The organism is Hydrogenophaga sp. (assembly GCF_051860785.1).
Taxonomy (GTDB): Bacteria; Pseudomonadota; Gammaproteobacteria; order Burkholderiales; family Burkholderiaceae_C; genus Hydrogenophaga.
Window position 1 is genome coordinate 69145 of record NZ_JBIMLB010000004.1, and the last position, 18414, is coordinate 87558.

Genomic DNA, 18414 nt, shown 5'->3' on the forward strand with positions numbered 1-18414 from the left:
TAGCGAAATCGAAATCTGGAACATGGTGACGAATGTAGCACAAAGGCGAAGTGAGGCCGATAGGGAGAAACGATCGAGCTTTCGCTGCTGCACAGGCCTCAGTCGTGCAGGCCACGTTCGTCGGGCTCGTCGGTGGACGTGCTGATCACGCTGGTGGGTCGACCCTTGGATTTGCGCCAGAAGTAGAGCGCGTAGCCCGAGAGGCCATAGACCACGAACAGGCCGAACAAGACCGTGGGTGGGTGGATGTTGATCACTGCGATGCCCAATGCCACAAGCACGATGGCAGCGAAAGGAACGCTCTTCTTCAGGCTCAGGTCCTTGAAGCTGTAGAACGGCACGTTGGTGACCATGGTCAGCCCGGTGTAGAGCGTCAAGGCGAACATGAACCAGGTCACGTCCTGCGGAGGAACGCCCAGCTCGGTCATGAGCCAGATGAAGCCAGCCACCAGTGCGGCAGCCGCCGGCGATGGCAAACCCTGAAAGTAGCGCTTGTCGACCACGGCAGTGTTGACGTTGAAGCGCGCCAGGCGCAGCGCCGCACAGGCGCAGTACACGAAGGCGGCAATCCAGCCCCAGCGCCCAAGGTCGCGCAAGGTCCATTCGTAGGCGATCAGCGCAGGCGCAGCGCCGAACGAAACCATGTCCGACAGCGAGTCCATCTGCTCACCAAAGGCGCTTTGCGTGTTGGTGAGCCGGGCCACACGGCCATCCAGGCTGTCCAGCACCATGGCCACGAAGATGCCGACCGTGGCGAGGTCGTATCGGCCATTCATGGCCATGACCACGGCATAGAAACCGCCAAACAGCGCGGCCAGCGTGATCATGTTGGGCAACATGTAGATGCCCTTCACGCGCTTCGGGCGCTCTTCGCTCGGTGTCATGTGGGATTCAGAGCCGTCGTGCATGGTGTCTCTTGTTCTCCCGGCATTCCGGGAATAGCGAAAAGGCCAGTGTAAGGCAGTCGCAAAAACGGAAAAGGCCACCGAAGTGGCCTTTGTCGAACGCTTGCAGGCCGCTCAGTTCCGCGTCTGGTCCACCAGCTTGTTCTTGGCGATCCAGGGCATCATGGCGCGCAGCTGCGCACCCACCACCTCGATGCTGTGCTCGGCCGTGTTGCGCCTCCGTGCCGTCATGCTCGGGTAGTTCGTGCGCCCCTCGGCGATGAACATCTTGGCGTAGTCACCGTTCTGGATGCGCTTCAAGGCGTTGCGCATGGCCACGCGCGACTGCTCGTTGATCACCTCGGGGCCCGTCACGTACTCGCCGTACTCCGCGTTGTTGGAGATCGAGTAGTTCATGTTGGCAATGCCACCTTCGTAGATCAGGTCCACGATCAGCTTCAGCTCGTGCAGGCACTCGAAGTACGCCATCTCCGGCGCGTAGCCCGCTTCCACCAGCGTTTCGTAGCCCATCTTGATGAGCTCGACCGCACCGCCGCACAGCACGGCCTGCTCGCCGAACAGGTCGGTCTCGGTCTCTTCCTTGAAGTTGGTCTCGATGATGCCGGCCTTGCCGCCACCGTTGGCCATGGCATAGGACAGCGCCAGATCGCGCGCCTTGCCCGACTTGTCCTGGTGCACCGCCACGAGGTGGGGAACACCGCCGCCCTGGGCGTAGGTGCTGCGCACGGTGTGGCCCGGGGCCTTGGGCGCGACCATCCACACGTCCAGATCGGCGCGCGGCACGACCTGGTTGTAGTGCACGTTGAAGCCGTGGGCAAAGGCCAGCGAGCCGCCTTGCTTGATGTTCGGTTCCACGTTGTTCCTGTAGACCTCGGCAATCTGTTCGTCGGGCAGCAGGATCATGACGACATCGGCCGATTTGACGGCCTCGTTGACTTCGAGCACGTTCAGCCCGGCCTTGCCGACCTTGTCCCACGAGGCGCCGCCCTTGCGCAGGCCAACGACGACCTTCACGCCGCTGTCGTTGAGGTTCTGTGCGTGCGCGTGGCCCTGGCTGCCGTAGCCGATGATGGCGACCGTCTTGCCCTTGACCAGGGACAGGTCGCAGTCTTTGTCGTAGAAAACTTTCATGAGATTGCTCCGGTTGAAATGTGTTGTCGGGATGAGAGATGGGATCGCGTGGATTTTCTTACACGCGAAGGATGCGTTCGCCGCGACCGATGCCACTGGCACCGGTGCGCACGGTTTCGAGAATGGCGCCGCGGTCGATGGCTTCCAGAAAAGCATCGTTCTTGCCCTGGTCACCGGTGAGTTCGATGGTGTAGCTCTTCTCGGTCACATCGATGATGCGACCCCGGAAGATGTCGGCCATGCGCTTCATTTCCTCGCGCTCCTTGCCGACGGCGCGTACCTTCACCATCATGAGCTCGCGCTCGGTGTACGAACCTTCGGTGAGGTCGACCACCTTGACCACCTCGATAAGGCGGTTGAGATGCTTGGTGATCTGTTCGATGACGTCGTCGGAACCCGCGGTCTGGATCGTCATGCGAGAGAGACTGGGGTCCTCGGTGGGCGCCACAGTGAGCGACTCGATGTTGTAGCCCCGAGCAGAGAACAGGCCCACCACGCGAGACAATGCTCCGGGCTCGTTTTCCAGCAGGACAGCGATGATGTGTTTCATGTGCGATTCCTCTTTTCGCCGCCCTCCCCTGTGCACGGTAATGCACAGGCTCGACGGACAATAGATTCGTCTAAGGGAATGAAGCAGCGGGCGTCCACTGCTTCGCGGAAGGGTCAGAGGTCTTCGGATCCCAGCAGCATCTCGGTGATGCCCTTGCCGGCCTTGACCATGGGGAACACGTTCTCCGTCGGATCGGTGCGGAAGTCCATGAACACGGTGCGGTCCTTGAGCTTGCGCGCCTCGCGAAGGGCGGGTTCAACATCCTGTGGTCGCTCGATCAGCATGCCCACATGGCCATAGGCCTCGGCCAGCTTCACGAAGTTGGGCAACGCGTCCATGTAGCTGTGGCTGTACCGGCCTTCGTAGTCGATCTCCTGCCACTGCCGGACCATGCCGAGGTAGCGGTTGTTCAACGCCATGACCTTGATCGGCGTGTTGTACTGCAGGCAGGTGGAGAGTTCCTGGATGCACATCTGCACCGAACCCTCACCGGTCACGCAGAACACTTCGCTGTCGGGTTTGGCGAGCTTGATGCCCATGGCGTAGGGAATGCCCACGCCCATGGTGCCCAATCCACCTGAGTTGATCCAGCGGCGTGGTTCGTTGAACCGGTAGTACTGCGCAGCCCACATCTGGTGCTGGCCCACGTCGGACGTGATGTACGCGTCGGCGTCCTTGGTCATGTTCCAGAGCGTTTCCACCACGTACTGCGGCTTGATCACGTCCTGATTGCCGCGGTCGTATTTCAGACAGTCCCTCGAGCGCCAGGTCTCGATCGTGTCCCACCAGGCCGCCAGGGCTTTGCCATCCGGCTTGGTGGCACTTTCGCGCAACATGTTGATGAGTTCGGTCAGCACGTCCTTGACGTCGCCCACGATCGGCACGTCCACTTTCACACGCTTGGAAATGCTCGAAGGATCGATGTCGACGTGGATGATCTTGCGTTCGTTCTGCGCGAAGTGCTTGGGGTTGCCAATCACGCGATCGTCGAATCGTGCGCCCACGGCCAGCAGCACGTCGCAATTCTGCATGGCGTTGTTGGCTTCGATGGTTCCGTGCATGCCCAGCATGCCAAGGAACTTGCGGTCAGTGGCCGGGTAGGCACCCAGGCCCATCAGCGTGTTCGTGACCGGGTAACCCAGCATGTCCACCAGCGTGCGCAATTCGTTGGTGGCGTTGCCCAGCAACACGCCGCCACCGGTGTAGATGTAGGGGCGTTTGGAAGCGAGCAGCAGTTGCAGGGCCTTGCGGATCTGCCCCCCATGACCCTTGCGAACCGGATTGTAGGAACGCATCTCCACCGAGTCGGGGTAGCCGTGATAAGGCACCTTGTTGAAGGACACGTCCTTCGGAATGTCCACCACCACTGGGCCCGGGCGGCCGCTGCGCGCGATGTGAAAGGCCTTTTTCATCACCATGGCCATGTCGCGCGCGTCCTTCACGAGGAAGTTGTGCTTCACGATAGGGCGGGTGATGCCGACGGTATCGCATTCCTGGAAGGCGTCCAGACCGATCGCGGCCGTGGGCACCTGGCCGGTGATGATCACCATGGGGATGCTGTCCATATAGGCCGTGGCGATGCCGGTGACGGCATTGGTCACACCAGGACCGGAGGTGACCAGAGCCACGCCCACGTCGCCCGTGGCTCTGGCGTAGCCATCGGCCGCGTGCACGGCTGCCTGTTCGTGGCGCACCAGCACGTGCTGGATGGTGTCCTGCTTGTAGAACGCGTCGTAGATGTGCAGAACCGCGCCACCGGGGTAACCCCAGATGTACTTCACACCTTCAGCCTGCAGGGACTTGATGAGAATTTCTGCGCCGCGGAGTTCTTGACTGCCCGCGCCATTGGCGGCAGCCGCCGAGGCCAGTTCGGCCTTGCTGATTTCCATGATGAACCTTTCGAGAATTTCTCTGACGAAAAACCTTGGGTGCCTCTAGACCAGATCTTGTGGAATGGTTTCGAGACTTGAGACCAGTGGCCATGGGCGGACACATACCCCGCCGGACCCTGATCCGTTTGCCTGATTGAATGCAACGCGCATTATCGCACTGCAACATCGCCACCCAGCGGCGCTGCGGCAAAATTTTGTGGCGCGGGGGGTGGCCTTGGTACCGATGCGACAATCTGCCGGACATGACCGCGCCGACCGCTCTCTCCTCCCCCACCCTCCTGACTGCACCCCCGCTGCGCCGCCGCATGGCCTGCTGGATGTATGAGGGCATGCTGCTCTTCGCCGTGGTCTTCGTCGCCGACTACCTGTTCAGTTCACTCACGCAAAGCCGCCATGGGCTGGAAAACCGCATGGGTCGGCAGGGGTTTCTTTTCGTCGTGTTCGGCATCTATTTCGTGTGGTTCTGGGCCAAGGGACAGACCCTGGCCATGAAAACCTGGCACATCCGCGTGGTCGACCGGCAAGGCCATGCCGTCACCCAGCCACGGGCCCTGCTGCGTTACCTGCTGTCCTGGTTCTGGCTGCTGCCGCCGCTCGCGCTGTCGGCAGCACTGGGCGCATCGGGCGCCGAAACCTCGGTGCTCATGATCGGTTGGGTGCTGGTGTGGGCCCTGCTCTCGCGCTTTCATCCGGAGCGGCAGTTCCTGCACGACGCGCTGGCCGGCACCCGCCTGGTGCACGACACCACCGAGCCCGTGCGCCGCCCGGCACCCTGACGCTCTCCTCTCCCCATGAAGCAGCACCCTTACCAGGAGCCCGTCAATGCCCAGAAGCAGCGCGCCGGCCTCTCACGCATCTGGCACGCCTTGGGCTATTCGCTGGCTGGCCTGCGTGCCGGTTGGGGCGAAACCGCCTTTCGGCAGGAAGCGGTCGCCGCGCTGGTGTTGATTCCGCTGGCGTTCTGGCTTGGCCAGACCTGGGTTGAGACTGCGCTGCTGGCCGCCTCGGTGGTGCTTGTGCTGGTGGTGGAACTGCTGAACACGGGCATTGAAACCGCCATTGACCGCATCGGCCCGGAGTGGCACGACCTGTCCAAACGCGCCAAGGACATGGGCAGCGCGGCCGTGCTGCTCAGCCTGCTGACCTGGGCTGGTGTGTGGTTGGCTGCCATCTGGACACGCTGGGGCTGAACTTTTCCACTTCACACCATGACATCGACCACCTTCTCACTTTGTGTCTATTGCGGTTCTCGTCCCGGCACCGAACCGGCTTTTGCCGAAGCAGCACGAACCGTGGGCGAATGGATCGGAAGCCGTGGAGGACAACTTGTCTATGGCGGCGGACGCAACGGACTCATGGGCATCGTGGCCGAAGCCACGCTGACCGCGGGTGGACGCGTGGTGGGCATCATTCCCAAGGCGCTGGTGGAAAAGGAATGGGCTCACCAGGGCTGCACCGAACTTCACGTGGTGGACACCATGCACGAGCGCAAGCGCCTCATGGCCGATCGTGCGGACGCTTTCCTGGCACTGCCCGGAGGTATCGGTACTTTCGAGGAGTTCTTCGAAGTCTGGACGTGGCGCCAGCTTGGCTACCACGACAAGCCGGTGGGCCTGTTGAATGTGGCGGGCTACTACGACGGCCTGATGACGTTCATTCGCACCGGCGTGGAACAGCAGTTCATGAACGACTGGCAGATGGACCTGATTCGGGTCGGCAGTGACATCGCCACCTTGCTGCCCGACCTCGTGCAGGCAGCCGGCATGGCGCCGGAAGCCCGCATCGAAGCGATCTGAAGCTCAGACGGCGGTTTCGTCCTCTTCGCCCGTGCGAATGCGCACGACGCGCTCGACCGAGGTGACGAAAATCTTGCCGTCACCGATCTTGCCGGTGCGGGCCGCGCGAATGATGGCGTCCACACAGCGCTCCACGTCCACGGTCTTGACCACCACCTCGACCTTGACCTTGGGCAGGAAGTCCACCACATACTCGGCGCCGCGGTACAGCTCGGTGTGACCCTTCTGGCGCCCGAAGCCCTTGACCTCGGTCACGGTCAGGCCGGTCACGCCCTGCTCGGCCAGTGCTTCGCGCACCTCTTCCAGCTTGAACGGTTTGATGACGGCGGTGATCTGCTTCATGCGTTTGTCTCCAGGGCGATGCGGGGATGGTCAACCGATTATGCCCAAGGCCCTCTCGCCCGTTCGTACACTCGGACATTGCTCCATCGAGACGTCCCATGCCATCGACCTCACTCCCGGCCCATGTACCCCTCACCGTCGCGTTCCGCGGCGGCCACCCCGAGAACGTGCACCACGGCTCTCTGGCGGTGGTGGACGCACAAGGGCGGCTTCTGGCCAGTGTGGGCGACGTGCGTGCGCCGCTTTTCACCCGCTCCGCACTCAAGCCCTTCCAGGCCATGCCTCTGATCGCCCGCGCGGCCGACCGGCTGAACCTGGACGATGCGGATGTGGCCCTTTTGTGCGCCAGCCACAGTGGCGAACCCATGCACGTGGAGCGTGCGGCTTCGTTGCTGGCACGCATCGGTGCCAGCGAATCGGCGCTGGCCTGCGGTACCCACGTGCCCTTCTTTTTTGGCGCCACCGGCAGGACGCCTGAGCCCGGCGCGCGCTTCTCCCGCCTGCACCACAACTGCTCCGGCAAGCACACGGGCATGCTGCTGCTGGCCGACTCGCTGGGCGCCCCGCTCGCGGACTACCTCGATCCGTCGCACCCCGTGCAACAGGAAATCGCCCGCAGCGTCGGCCATTTCACGGGCGTACCGCCCGATCAACTGGTGCGCGGCATCGACGGCTGCAGCGCGCCCAACTTTGCCGTGCCGCTGCTGGCGCTTGCGCATGGCTTCGCGCGCCTCACCCTCACCGAGCCCGATCCGGTCTATGGCGATGCCCCGCTGCGCATCGCCCGAGCCATGAGCCGGCACCCGGAGCTCGTCAGTGGCCGGGGCCGCAACGACCTCGCCCTGATGCGAGCTGGCCGCGGCGACTGGGTCAGCAAAGTCGGTGCCGACGGCGTTCAGGCCCTGGCCAGCTTCAACCGGGGCATCGGCATTGCTGCCAAGGTCAGCGACGGGCAACTCACACCGCTGATGGTGGCCTTTGTATCGGCCCTGGAACAGCTGGGCTGGCTCGACGACGAGAGTCGCGCCGCGCTGGCCAGCCTCATTCCGCCGCCGTTGAAAAACGCCGCAGGTATCGAGGTGGGCGAGATGCGCGCCGTGCTGAAGCTCTAGGCTCGGTATTTGCTGGTGATCGGGTAGCGCCAGTCCTTGCCGAAACTTCGGTGGGTGACGCGGATGCCGACGGGTGCCTGGCGGCGCTTGTATTCGTTGATGCGGATCAGGCGCACCACCTTGTCCACGTCGGCGCGCTCGAAACCTGCAGCCACGATGCTCTCGGGACTCTGGTCGTTCTCCATGTAGCGCTCGATGATGGCGTCGAGCACCGGGTACTCGGGCAGACTGTCCTGGTCTTTCTGGTCGGGCCGCAGCTCGGCGCTGGGCGGGCGGGTGATGATGCGTTCGGGAATCGGGTTGGTGCCAGTGCCATACGGGTCGTGCGCATTGCGCCAGCGCGCCAGCTTGAACACCATGGTCTTGGCCACGTCCTTGATCACTGCGAAACCGCCGGCCATGTCGCCGTACAGCGTGCAGTAACCGGTGGCCATCTCGCTCTTGTTGCCGGTGGTCAGCACGATGCTGCCGAACTTGTTGGACAGCGCCATGAGCAAAGTGCCGCGGATGCGGGCCTGCAGGTTTTCCTCCGTGGTGTCCTCAGGCAGGCCGGCGAATTCCTGCGCCAGGCTGGTCTTGAACGCTTCGAACTGCGGGGCGATGGCGATCTCGTCGTAGCGCACACCCAGGCGCGCGGCCATGTCGCGCGCATCGATCCAGGAAATGTCGGCCGTGTAGGGCGAAGGCATCATCACGGTGCGCACGCGGTCCTTGCCGAGCGCGTCCACCGCAATCGTCAGCACCAGGGCCGAGTCGATGCCACCGGACAAGCCCAGGATGGCGCCGGGAAAACCGTTCTTGCCCAGGTAGTCGCGCACACCCAGCACCAGCGCATGCCACAGGTCGGCCTCCGGGCTGTGGGCACGGTCGATGTCGGCGGTGATCGTCCACCCCGCACCAGTGCGGGCGAAGACCACGTCGAACAGGGTTTCCTCGAAACTCACCGCGCGCCCCGCCAGCGCACCATCGGCACCCAGCACGAAGCTGCGCCCTTCGAACACGATCTCGTCCTGCCCGCCCACCAGATGGGCATACACCATGGGCAGGCCGGTGGCCTGCACACGTTCACGCATGGTGGCCTCGCGCTCGCCGCCTTTGCCCGCGTGGAACGGTGAAGCGTTGATGACGATCAGCAGTTCGGCACCAGCCGCCTTGCAATCCGCCGCAGGCGCATCGAACCAGGCGTCTTCACAGATCAGCAGCCCGGCCTTCACCGGCCGCCCATCCTCACCCGTCACGTCGAACACGCAGGCCGCATGGCCTGGCACGAAGTAACGGCGCTCATCAAACACCTGGTAGTTGGGCAGCTCACGCTTGGCGTAGGTGTGGGTGATCCGGCCTTCGCACACCACGCTGGCGGCGTTGTGCAGATGGGCCACCGAGACGCTGCGCTCGCGCCGTGGACCGCCTGCCTCCTGGGATCGCGCGGGATGTCCCACCACGATGTGCAGGCCTTTGAGTTGGGCGGTCTCACGGGCCACGGTTTTGAGGGCATCATCACAGGCATCGATGAAGGCCGGGCGAAGAAACAGGTCTTCGGCCGCATAGCCGCAGAGGGCGAGTTCGGGCGTGAGCAGCAACCGGACACCACGGGCATGCGCCTGCTGCGCGGCGTCGATGATTTTCCGGGCGTTGCCCGCCATGTCGCCCACCACGAAGTTGAGCTGGGCCACGCAAATGGAGAGAGTCATGGGGTCTGGAAATCTGGCTGAACGTGCCGCGAAAGTGCGGCGGGTGGAGGCGTTGCTTGACTGAAAACGATTATGTCACCCGGGTTTTCTCTTCACCTGTGGACATCGACCCTTCCCAGTGGAACGCACTGCTGGCGAACGAACCTGACCCGAGCCCTTTCATGCGCCACGAGTACCTGGCGGCGCTGCATGAAAGCGGCTGTGCGCGCGAAGCGGCCGGCTGGCAGCCCAGCTTCATCACGCTCTGGCATGGCGATGAATTGCAGGCCGCCTGCCCGATGTACCTGAAGAACCACTCCTATGGCGAATACGTCTTCGACTGGGCCTGGGCCAACGCCTATGCACAGCACGGGCTGGACTACTACCCCAAGGCCCTGGTAGCCGTGCCGTTCACGCCGGTGCCCGGTGCCCGCCTGCTGGCACGGGATGAGGCAGCGCGCCGTGCGCTGGTGCACGCCCTGGTCGGGCATGTGAAGGAGGAGAACCTGTCCTCGCTGCACCTGCTCTTCACGCAGCCGCAGGACGTGGCGGCAGCCGAACACGCAGGGCTGATGCTGCGCCACACGGTGCAGTTCCACTGGAAGAACGACCATCCCGGTGGTGGCCTGTATCAGCACTTCGACCACTTCCTCGCCAGCCTGCAGCAGGGAAAGCGCAAGAAGATCCGCCAGGAGCGGCGCAAGGTGCATGACGCAGGCGTGGGCTTTCGCTGTTCGCGCGGCGCCGACATCTCGCCGCAAGACTGGGATTTCTTCTACCGCTGCTACGAGCGCACCTACCTTGAGCATGGGAACGCGCCCTACCTAAACCGCGACTTCTTCCGGCGCATGGCGCAATCCATGCCCGAGAACTGGCTGATGTTCGTCGCCGAGCGCGACGGTCGGCCCATGGCCTGCAGCCTGATCGGGATCGACCCCGATCGGCGCGTGGCCTACGGACGTTACTGGGGGGCACTGGAACGGGTGGACTGCCTGCATTTCGAGGCCTGCTACTACCAGCCGCTGGCCTGGTGCATTCAGCATGGCTACCTGCGCTTCGAAGGCGGCGCCCAGGGCGAGCACAAGATGGCGCGCGCCCTGCTGCCGGTGACCACCACCAGCGCGCACTGGCTCGCCCATCCATCGTTTGCCGATGCCGTGGCGCGCTTTCTGGAACGAGAGGGCCAAGGCATCGAACAGTACCTGGACCACCTGGCCTTTCGCAACCCGCTCAGGCGCGACCCTGCTTCTATAAACTAGGCCGGATGGACGACACGGACGCCTTTTTCACCCAGACGATCGTGGGACCGCCCTTGTCGGTGCTGCTGGGTCGCCAGCTCGACGCCCAGCGTCTGGCCGAACAAGGACTCGACGTCAATCTGGCCAGCGGCGAAGCTCGACTGACCGCCCGCTGGCAGGAATGGATCCTGCTGGGCCATAGCGCATCGTCGCTGGGCAAACCCCGCCAGCGTCCCGGCGTGTGGCGACGGCGTCTTGAACGCCATGCCTTGTGGTTCGCCTGTCTCGGCATGCTGAGTCTGTTGCTCTCTGCAGGGTTCTGGGCCGCTGCGATCTACCGCTGAATCCGCTTGCCTGAACATGGAACCCAAAACGCCGCAGGACACCCTCACCATCGACCCGATCGCGATGGTCGTGATCAACCGGGTGGCCGCCGGCAGCGTGCTCAGCGGCGATCTCGAATTCGAAGGCGGCTTGCTCGTGCAGGGCACCATCACTGGCAACATTCGCGTGCGGGGCCGCCTGATCATCTGGACTGGTGGCGTTGTGCGTGGGCGCGTGCAGGTGGATGACGACTTCTATCTTTTCGGCCAGCTCGGCGCCACCGGCGGCAGCCCGACCGACACCAGCCTGGAATGCCAGGGCATGGCTTTTGTGTCCAAGACAGGCGTGTCCACCGGCACCTTGATGGCACGCCGGTTGCAACTCTATGAAGGTGCGAACTTGCAAGGCCCGTTCAAGACGCTCAAACTCGGCGGCAACATTCCTGTGCTGAAAGACCGGTCTTGAGGCCCGCACAGCTCACAGCACCAGCAACGACATGAACGATTCATACCAGATTCCTGACTTCGACCCGACCGGATCCGCGTATCCGCCCAATCCGTCGCCCCCCTATGGCCAGTCGCTCCAGGTGCAGGTGGGCAATGCCCTGTCCCCCACGGCAAGCGCGAGTCCACCCCAGATGCAGCCGGTGGTGTTGACAGACGCCATCGAAGGCCTGCCCTCGCGCAGCATGGTCGCCGAGGGCATGCTGTTCACGGGCAATGCCCAGTTGCGCGGTCCTTGCAGCATCGCCGGCGTGGTAGAGGGCAACCTTACGCAGGCGCAAGGTTCCGAGGCCACGGTGGTGGTCACCGAGACCGGGCGCGTGAAGGGCGACATCACCGCGGTGAAGATTTCCGTCATGGGCCAGACCGATGGCATTCTGGATGCGGGCCAGGGCGAGGTGTCGCTGCACGACACGGCACGCGTGCAGGGCATCATTCGCTACGGACGCATCCAGGTCAACGGCGCCGACCTAAATGCCACGCTGGAACGCGCTTTGCCACCAGGCCAGCTGTGAAGACGCGCCGTGCCGCTCGACCCATCGGAATCCCGCGCCACGAGTCCCGATGCCGAGGCCTTGCGCCAGTCGGCTTTGCGCGCGAGCTGGACGCGCGATCGCCGAGTAAGCCGTCGGCGAGTGGCGCTGCGCTGGTTCGCCTGGGCCTTCTGGCGCTACGGCCTCGCATTGCTGCTGGTGCTGGCTGCTGCCGCCGCGGTGGCGGTGTGGATGCTCAGCGTCTCGCAGACCAGCCTGCACTCGCCTCGCTTCACCGTCATGCCTGCTCAACCCGCTGCAAGCACCGCACCGCTGCCGCCCTCCGAAATCCCACCGATCCGTCAGGAACCTTGAACTCATGAATGCCCAGCCAACCCCCTCGCGGCTCGTACCGAGCGAACGCCTGAACGCCATCACCAGCCTGATCGCTGAGGGATCTGCTTTCGAAGGCCATTTCCAGTCCAGCCGTGACCAGGGCATCAAGATCGACGGCCACCTCAAGGGCAATGTCAGCTTCGAGACCGGCGGCACGCTGCACGTGGGCGCCACCGGGGTGATCGAGAACACCCGGCTGGAAGCGGACTACGTGTTCATCGAAGGCAAGGTGATCGGCACCGTGATCGCGCGCAAGGCACTGGAAATCACCGGTTCGGCCACCTTGATGGGAGATGCCAGCTATGACGAACTGATCGACATGCACCCCAGGGCGCGGGTGCGCGGCAAGATCGAATACCGGGGCGATCTGGGGACCACCTCGGGTTGATCCTTCAAGCCTTCTGCATGCGTTCGTAGTTGGCGATACCGTCCAGGATTTCCTGGTGTGCGGCGTCCTTGCCTTCCCAGCCCAGCACCTTGACCCACTTGCCGGGCTCCAGGTCCTTGTAGTGCTCGAAGAAATGCTGGATGGTGTTCAGGCGCATCGGGTTCAGATCCGAAGGCTTCTGCCACTGGGTGTAGATGGAGAGGATCTTGTCGATCGGCACGGCCAGCACCTTGCCGTCTTCACCCGCCTCGTCCTGCATCTTCAGGATGCCGAGGGCACGGCACGGCACCACCACGCCGGGGATCAGCGGCACCGGGGTGATCACCAGCACATCCACCGGATCGCCGTCGCCCGAAATCGTCTTGGGCACATAGCCGTAGTTGGTGGGGTAGTGCATGGCGGTGCTCATGAAGCGGTCCACGAAGATTGCGCCAGTTTCCTTGTCCACCTCGTACTTGATGGGATCGGCGTTCATCGGGATTTCGATGATCACGTTGAAAGATTCCGGGACGTTTTTGCCAGGGGTGACGTTGTCAAGGGACATGTTCGAGGGAAAGGTTGGTTGAAAACGGTAGCGCGCCATCCGTACGGTTGGCCGCCTGGCGGCCGGAACGTCGCGCAAAGCGAGCCGGCGGCCTAGGATTTACCCTGATTTTACTGATTCGAAGCTGACTTCCCGACGCACCGCGCGTGCATTTAAGCCGATTGAGGCTAAATTCGATGCGTTGGCCAATCGCCCTGTTTGTGCGCTGCTCCTTGCAGCGCGACCGGCAGCGAGGAAGCAACGCAGCGGGGGCAGCCCCGGAGGCGTTGCCCCCTCCAAGTCGAACATTTGAAACAAGCAGGAGTCTTTCATGGTTGGACAAAGTGCGCTGTTATTCGCGCTGGCCTGCGGGCTGGTGGCCGTCGTCTACGGTTTCTGGTCCCGCAGCTGGATCCTTTCGCAAGACGCGGGCAACGCCCGCATGCAGGAAATTGCCGGGGCCATTCAAACCGGTGCCGCCGCCTACCTGGCCCGGCAGTACAAGACCATCGCCATCGTCGGCGTGGTCATCACCATCCTCATCGGGTTCTTCCTGGGCGCCACCACCGCCATCGGCTTCGTACTGGGCGCGGTGCTGTCAGGTGCGTGTGGCTTCATCGGCATGAACATCTCGGTGCGGGCCAACGTACGCACTGCGCAGGCCGCCACCAAAGGCATCGGCCCGGCGCTGGACGTGGCCTTTCGCGGCGGCGCCATCACCGGCATGCTGGTGGTGGGGCTTGGCCTGCTCGGCGTGGCGGGCTTTTTCTGGTTCCTGGCGGGCAACGGCAACCTGACGCCCGACAAGAACCTGGCCACGCTGATCAATCCGCTGATCGGTTTTGCCTTTGGCTCATCGCTCATTTCCATCTTCGCGCGGCTGGGCGGCGGCATCTTCACCAAGGGTGCTGACGTGGGCGCCGACCTGGTGGGCAAGGTGGAAGCCGGCATCCCGGAAGACGATCCCCGCAACCCGGCGGTGATTGCCGACAACGTGGGTGACAACGTGGGCGACTGCGCCGGCATGGCAGCCGACCTGTTCGAGACCTATGCGGTCACGCTGATCGCCACCATGGTGCTCGGCGCACTGATGGTCGCTGCCGCGCCCATGCAGGCCGTGCTGTACCCGCTGGTGCTGGGTGGCGTGTCCATCCTGGCGTCCATCGTGGGTTGCTTCTTCGTCAAGGCCAGCCCGGGCATGAAGAACGTGATGCCCGCGCTGTACAAGGGCCTGGCGATTGCCGGCGTGCTCTCGCTCATCGCCTTCTGGTTCGTCACGGCGTGGATCATGCCGGACAACGCCATCACCGCCACCGGCAGCCAGCTGCGCCTGTTCGGCGCCTGCGCCGTGGGCCTGGTGCTCACGGCCGTTCTGGTCTGGATCACCGAGTTCTACACCGGCACGCAGTACTCGCCGGTCAAGCACATCGCGCAAGCGTCAACCACCGGCCACGGCACCAACATCATTGCCGGCCTGGGCGTGTCCATGCGTTCCACCGCCTGGCCGGTGCTGTTCGTGTGCGTCGGCATCGTTGCGTCCTACCAGCTGGCGGGCCTGTACGGCATCGCGGTGGCCGCCACCGCCATGCTCAGCATGGCCGGCATCGTGGTCGCTCTGGACGCCTACGGCCCCATCACCGACAACGCTGGCGGCATCGCTGAAATGGCCGAGCTGCCCAGCAGCGTGCGCGACATCACCGATCCGCTGGACGCCGTGGGCAACACCACCAAGGCCGTGACCAAAGGCTACGCCATCGGGTCCGCAGGCCTGGCCGCGCTGGTGCTGTTTGCCGACTACACCCACAAGCTGGAAACCTATGGGCACCAGGTGAAGTTCGATCTGAGCGACCCGATGGTGATCATCGGCCTGTTCATCGGCGGCATGATCCCCTACCTGTTCGGCGCCATGGCCATGGAGGCCGTGGGACGCGCCGCCGGTTCGGTGGTGGTGGAGGTGCGCCGCCAGTTCAAGGAGATCCCCGGCATCATGGAAGGCACGGCCAAGCCCGAATACGGCAAGGCGGTCGACATGCTGACCACCGCAGCCATCAAGGAAATGGTGATTCCTTCGCTGCTGCCGGTGGTGGTGCCGATTCTGGTGGGCGTGTTCCTCGGTCCCAAGGCGCTGGGTGGCCTGCTCATGGGCACCATCGTCACGGGCCTGTTCGTGGCCATCTCCATGTGCACGGGCGGTGGCGCCTGGGACAACGCCAAGAAGTACATCGAAGATGGCCACCACGGTGGCAAGGGCAGCGAAGCCCACAAGGCCGCCGTCACCGGTGACACGGTGGGCGACCCCTACAAGGACACGGCAGGTCCGGCGGTGAATCCGCTGATCAAGATCATCAACATCGTGGCCCTGCTGATCGTGCCGCTGCTGCCCATGGCGGGCTGATCGGTTCGACCTGAGCTTCAACGGCCCGCACAAGCGGGCCGTTTTATTTTTGCGCGCCCGCGAGCAGACGAACCACCGCACTGGCCTCCGGAGCCAGGCGCTCCAAGTGATCGGCTTCGCCGCGCTCGATGGCCTGCAGCACCAGCTCGTGAATGCCACCCACCGCCGCCATGGCCCTGTCGGGGGTGAGCGCGAGCCGATCCTGGATTGTCTGGAGCATGAAGTCGGCCAGCGACTGCATCACCTCGCGCCGCACCTCGGCGCCGGGTTGGCCCAGGTGGTGGATTTCGACAAACAGCATGCGGACGAGTTGGGGCCCGGACGCCAGGTGCGCCAGGTAGGCGCCGAGCGCATGCTCCACCTGGTGTTGCCAGGGCTGCGTGGGGTCGACCGCCTCGCGCAGGGTGCGCAGCGCCGAGCCGCTGGCGGCACGGTAGAGGGCCAGGAAACAGTCGTCCTTGCCCGTGAAATGCTCGTAGAACGTGCGCTTGGACACCCCGGCTTCTGCCACCACGGCGGCAATCGAGGTGGCCGCGAGGCCCTGGCTGGCTGCCACAAGGGCCATGGCGTCCAGCAGGCGACCGTGATGATCGGTCTGCGCGCTGGGGGCGGTGGACGATTCCCGGGTTTTCATGGAGCGGCATCTTAGGCCCTGGGTTGACAGATCGCGCGACGCGGGGCACCATGTGGCCTTTGGTACCGCATCGTACCAAATCACTTTCCCCACTGAACGCCATGACCGAACTCGTCGTCCGCCGACTCCTGATCGACCTCGAACAACCTGTGCAGCGCCACTGGTGCTCGGGTGACGCCTTTCTCACCGCCTGGTTCAACGCGCTCTCCATGAGCTTTCCCGTAGGAGAGCAGTTCTTCATTGATTCGGTGCGCAACGGTCTGAAGGCGCTGCCACCGGACCAGCAGACCGGGTTGCGGGACGAGGTGCAAGGCTTCATCGGCCAGGAAGCGACGCACCGCCGCATCCACGCGCTGTTCAATGCGCAGATCGAGAAGCACGGTCTGGTCAACGCGTGGGCTCCCCGGGCCGACGAGCGCATGAAGCTGCTGGCGGGCACCGACCCTCGGCACAGCCTGGCCATCACCGCCGCCAACGAGCATTTCACCGCCCTGTTCGCCGAGTGGATGCTGACGCACCATGAGGTACTGGATGGCTGCGAGCCCCGCCTGAAGACCCTTTGGCTGTGGCACAGCGCCGAAGAAGCCGAGCACAAGAGCACGGCATTCGACCTGTACCAGGCCCTGGGCGGCAGCCACGCCTGGCGTGTGAAGTGGATGCGGCGCATCACGCTGGTCTTTCTCGCCGATGCCTTGCGCCAGACCCTGAACAATCTGCGGCGCGACGGCACCCTCTGGCGCTGGAGCACCTGGCGCAGCGGCGCGCGGCACCTGTTCGGACGCCAGGGCTTGCTGCGCACCGGCTTCAAGCCCTGGCGCGCCTATTTCAGCGAAGATTTTCACCCAGAGCAGCAGAGCAGCGACCTCTCGGAAAACTGGCTGCGCGACAACCGCGCGCAATACACCCAGGTAGGGCGGCCAGAAGCCGCCTGATGGAGCTCGTCGGCATGCCCGCACGGCGAGCCCGGGTGCCGGGGATACTCGGATGCACCACCCAGTACCCTCGCCCATAATCGGTGCATGTCTGAACGTGTCATTCCCCTGATCGACCAGCGCCTGATCACGCGAGCCGTGACCATCCCGGCGAAGCCGATCGCGACCACGGGCCTGCTCGGGGATGCGCTGGGCCGGCCACTGCGCGACCTGCGCATCAGCGTGACCGACCGCTGCAATTTCCGTTGCAGCTACTGCATGCCCAAGGACATCTTCGACAAGGATTACCCTTATCTTCCCCACAGTTCGCTGCTGACCTTTGAAGAGATCACGCGGGTGGCGCGCCAGTTCGTCGCGCATGGGGTGCAGAAGATCCGCCTCACCGGCGGTGAACCGCTGCTGCGCAAGAACCTGGAAATCCTCATCGAGCAGCTGGCCGCGCTGCGCACGGTGGAAGGCCAACCGCTGGACATCACGCTCACCACCAACGGCTCGCTGCTGGCGCGCAAGGCCTCAGTGCTCAAGGCCGCGGGGCTGCAGCGCGTCACGGTCAGTCTGGATGGCCTGGACGACACCATCTTCCGCGCCATGAACGATGTGGACTTCCCCGTGGCCGATGTGCTGCATGGCATCGAGGCCGCGCAGGCGGCGGGGCTCGGGCCGATCAAGGTCAACATGGTGGTCAAGCGCGGCACCAACGAGCACGAAATCCTGCCCATGGCACGTCACTTCAAGGGCACCGGCATCGTGCTGCGCTTCATCGAGTACATGGATGTGGGCGCCACCAACGGCTGGCGCATGGACGAAGTGCTGCCCAGTCGCGAGGTGATCCAGCGCATCCACCGGGAACTGCCTCTGGTTCAGCTCGATCCGTCGGCGCCAGGCGAGACGGCAGAGCGCTGGGGCTATGCGGACGGCTCTGGCGAGATCGGCGTCATCAGCAGCGTCACGCAAGCCTTTTGCGGCGACTGCAACCGTGCGCGCCTGTCCACAGAAGGCCAGCTCTACCTGTGCCTCTTCGCCAGCCAGGGCCACGACCTGCGCCACCTGATCCGGGGCGATGCCACCGACGAACAACTGGCCAGTGCCATCGCCGCCATCTGGCAGGGCCGCAACGATCGGTATTCCGAGTTGCGGGCGAGCATGCCTCATGACAACTCCACTGGAAAACGCCGGGTTGAAATGAGCTACATCGGCGGATGACCAAAAC

The 18414-nt window shown here is 64.0% G+C and carries 21 protein-coding genes; 13 read left to right on the forward strand and 8 right to left on the reverse strand.

From position 1 onward, the window contains the following. Positions 1 to 98: 98 nt before the first annotated feature. The 4 genes from pssA to ACTIF6_RS07330 form a co-directional block, all read right to left on the reverse strand. The gene (gene pssA, locus ACTIF6_RS07315; protein ID WP_439587307.1) at positions 99 to 908 is read right to left on the reverse strand and encodes a CDP-diacylglycerol--serine O-phosphatidyltransferase; all 810 of its coding nucleotides are present in this window, start codon (positions 906 to 908) and stop codon (positions 99 to 101) included. A 111-nt stretch (positions 909 to 1019) separates the two neighbouring features. Next, positions 1020 to 2036: a ketol-acid reductoisomerase gene (gene ilvC, locus ACTIF6_RS07320; RefSeq protein WP_439587308.1), complete on the reverse strand. Its 1017-nt coding sequence runs from the start codon at positions 2034 to 2036 to the stop codon at positions 1020 to 1022. Positions 2037 to 2094: 58 nt separating this feature from the next. Then, the gene (gene ilvN / locus ACTIF6_RS07325) at positions 2095 to 2586 is read right to left on the reverse strand and encodes an acetolactate synthase small subunit (protein ID WP_439587309.1); all 492 of its coding nucleotides are present in this window, start codon (positions 2584 to 2586) and stop codon (positions 2095 to 2097) included. A 113-nt stretch (positions 2587 to 2699) separates the two neighbouring features. Continuing rightward, entirely contained in the window at positions 2700 to 4475 is a 1776-nt protein-coding gene (locus ACTIF6_RS07330; RefSeq protein WP_439587310.1) for an acetolactate synthase 3 catalytic subunit, read from the reverse strand. A 245-nt stretch (positions 4476 to 4720) separates the two neighbouring features. Here ACTIF6_RS07330 and ACTIF6_RS07335 point away from each other — a divergent pair, with 245 nt between their 5' ends. The 3 genes from ACTIF6_RS07335 to ACTIF6_RS07345 are packed head-to-tail and all read left to right on the forward strand — an operon-like array spanning position 4721 to position 6274. Continuing rightward, a complete protein-coding gene (locus ACTIF6_RS07335; RefSeq protein ID WP_439587311.1) occupies positions 4721 to 5254 on the forward strand; it encodes an RDD family protein in 534 nt (177 codons plus the stop codon). Positions 5255 to 5269: 15 nt separating this feature from the next. Next, the gene (locus tag ACTIF6_RS07340; protein ID WP_439587312.1) at positions 5270 to 5668 is read left to right on the forward strand and encodes a diacylglycerol kinase; all 399 of its coding nucleotides are present in this window, start codon (positions 5270 to 5272) and stop codon (positions 5666 to 5668) included. Positions 5669 to 5686: 18 nt separating this feature from the next. After that, positions 5687 to 6274, forward strand: a complete 588-nt coding sequence (locus tag ACTIF6_RS07345) for a TIGR00730 family Rossman fold protein (RefSeq protein WP_439587313.1) — start codon at positions 5687 to 5689, stop codon at positions 6272 to 6274. Positions 6275 to 6277: 3 nt separating this feature from the next. On the opposite strand, the gene ACTIF6_RS07350 is transcribed toward ACTIF6_RS07345, so the two are convergent. Beyond that, on the reverse strand, positions 6278 to 6616 hold the full coding sequence (locus tag ACTIF6_RS07350; protein ID WP_056274681.1) for a P-II family nitrogen regulator: 339 nt from the start codon (positions 6614 to 6616) through the stop codon (positions 6278 to 6280). Between the two features lie 98 nt (positions 6617 to 6714). On the opposite strand from ACTIF6_RS07350, the gene ACTIF6_RS07355 reads away from it, so the two are divergent. Beyond that, on the forward strand, positions 6715 to 7728 hold the full coding sequence (locus ACTIF6_RS07355; RefSeq protein ID WP_439587314.1) for an asparaginase: 1014 nt from the start codon (positions 6715 to 6717) through the stop codon (positions 7726 to 7728). Here ACTIF6_RS07355 and ACTIF6_RS07360 read toward each other — a convergent pair. After that, positions 7725 to 9419, reverse strand: coding sequence for an NAD+ synthase (locus ACTIF6_RS07360; protein ID WP_439587315.1), 1695 nt, complete (start codon positions 9417 to 9419; stop codon positions 7725 to 7727). The two genes, ACTIF6_RS07355 and ACTIF6_RS07360, sit on opposite strands and share 4 nt — an antisense overlap. A 56-nt stretch (positions 9420 to 9475) precedes the next feature. Here ACTIF6_RS07360 and ACTIF6_RS07365 point away from each other — a divergent pair, with 56 nt between their 5' ends. The 6 genes from ACTIF6_RS07365 to ACTIF6_RS07390 are packed head-to-tail and all read left to right on the forward strand — an operon-like array spanning position 9476 to position 12720. Then, positions 9476 to 10657 (forward strand): GNAT family N-acetyltransferase, encoded by a 1182-nt coding sequence (locus tag ACTIF6_RS07365; RefSeq protein ID WP_439587316.1) that lies wholly within the window; start codon positions 9476 to 9478, stop codon positions 10655 to 10657. A 5-nt stretch (positions 10658 to 10662) separates the two neighbouring features. Continuing rightward, positions 10663 to 10980 (forward strand): hypothetical protein, encoded by a 318-nt coding sequence (locus ACTIF6_RS07370; protein ID WP_439587317.1) that lies wholly within the window; start codon positions 10663 to 10665, stop codon positions 10978 to 10980. Between the two features lie 16 nt (positions 10981 to 10996). Beyond that, positions 10997 to 11425, forward strand: a complete 429-nt coding sequence (locus ACTIF6_RS07375) for a bactofilin family protein (RefSeq protein ID WP_439587318.1) — start codon at positions 10997 to 10999, stop codon at positions 11423 to 11425. 31 nt (positions 11426 to 11456) lie between these two features. Then, a complete protein-coding gene (locus tag ACTIF6_RS07380; RefSeq protein ID WP_439587319.1) occupies positions 11457 to 11978 on the forward strand; it encodes a bactofilin family protein in 522 nt (173 codons plus the stop codon). A gap of 9 nt (positions 11979 to 11987) precedes the next feature. Beyond that, complete coding sequence (locus ACTIF6_RS07385; RefSeq protein ID WP_439587320.1) at positions 11988 to 12311, forward strand: hypothetical protein; 324 nt, start codon at positions 11988 to 11990, stop codon at positions 12309 to 12311. 4 nt (positions 12312 to 12315) lie between these two features. Then, positions 12316 to 12720, forward strand: a complete 405-nt coding sequence (locus ACTIF6_RS07390) for a bactofilin family protein (protein ID WP_439587321.1) — start codon at positions 12316 to 12318, stop codon at positions 12718 to 12720. A gap of 4 nt (positions 12721 to 12724) precedes the next feature. Here the strand turns inward: ACTIF6_RS07390 and ppa are convergent, their stop codons facing one another. After that, positions 12725 to 13264 carry an inorganic diphosphatase gene (ppa, locus tag ACTIF6_RS07395; protein ID WP_439587322.1) on the reverse strand — a complete coding sequence of 180 codons (540 nt, stop codon included), beginning with the start codon at positions 13262 to 13264 and terminating at the stop codon, positions 12725 to 12727. A 310-nt stretch (positions 13265 to 13574) separates the two neighbouring features. Between ppa and ACTIF6_RS07400 the strand changes: the two genes are divergently transcribed. Further along, positions 13575 to 15638 (forward strand): sodium-translocating pyrophosphatase, encoded by a 2064-nt coding sequence (locus ACTIF6_RS07400; RefSeq protein ID WP_439587323.1) that lies wholly within the window; start codon positions 13575 to 13577, stop codon positions 15636 to 15638. Between the two features lie 43 nt (positions 15639 to 15681). Here the strand turns inward: ACTIF6_RS07400 and ACTIF6_RS07405 are convergent, their stop codons facing one another. Then, a complete protein-coding gene (locus ACTIF6_RS07405) occupies positions 15682 to 16272 on the reverse strand; it encodes a TetR/AcrR family transcriptional regulator (RefSeq protein ID WP_439587324.1) in 591 nt (196 codons plus the stop codon). A gap of 101 nt (positions 16273 to 16373) precedes the next feature. Between ACTIF6_RS07405 and ACTIF6_RS07410 the strand changes: the two genes are divergently transcribed. Both ACTIF6_RS07410 and moaA read left to right on the forward strand, forming a co-directional pair. Beyond that, positions 16374 to 17204, forward strand: a complete 831-nt coding sequence (locus ACTIF6_RS07410; protein ID WP_439587325.1) for a metal-dependent hydrolase — start codon at positions 16374 to 16376, stop codon at positions 17202 to 17204. A gap of 87 nt (positions 17205 to 17291) precedes the next feature. After that, complete coding sequence (moaA, locus tag ACTIF6_RS07415; protein WP_439587326.1) at positions 17292 to 18407, forward strand: GTP 3',8-cyclase MoaA; 1116 nt, start codon at positions 17292 to 17294, stop codon at positions 18405 to 18407. Positions 18408 to 18414: the final 7 nt, after the last annotated feature.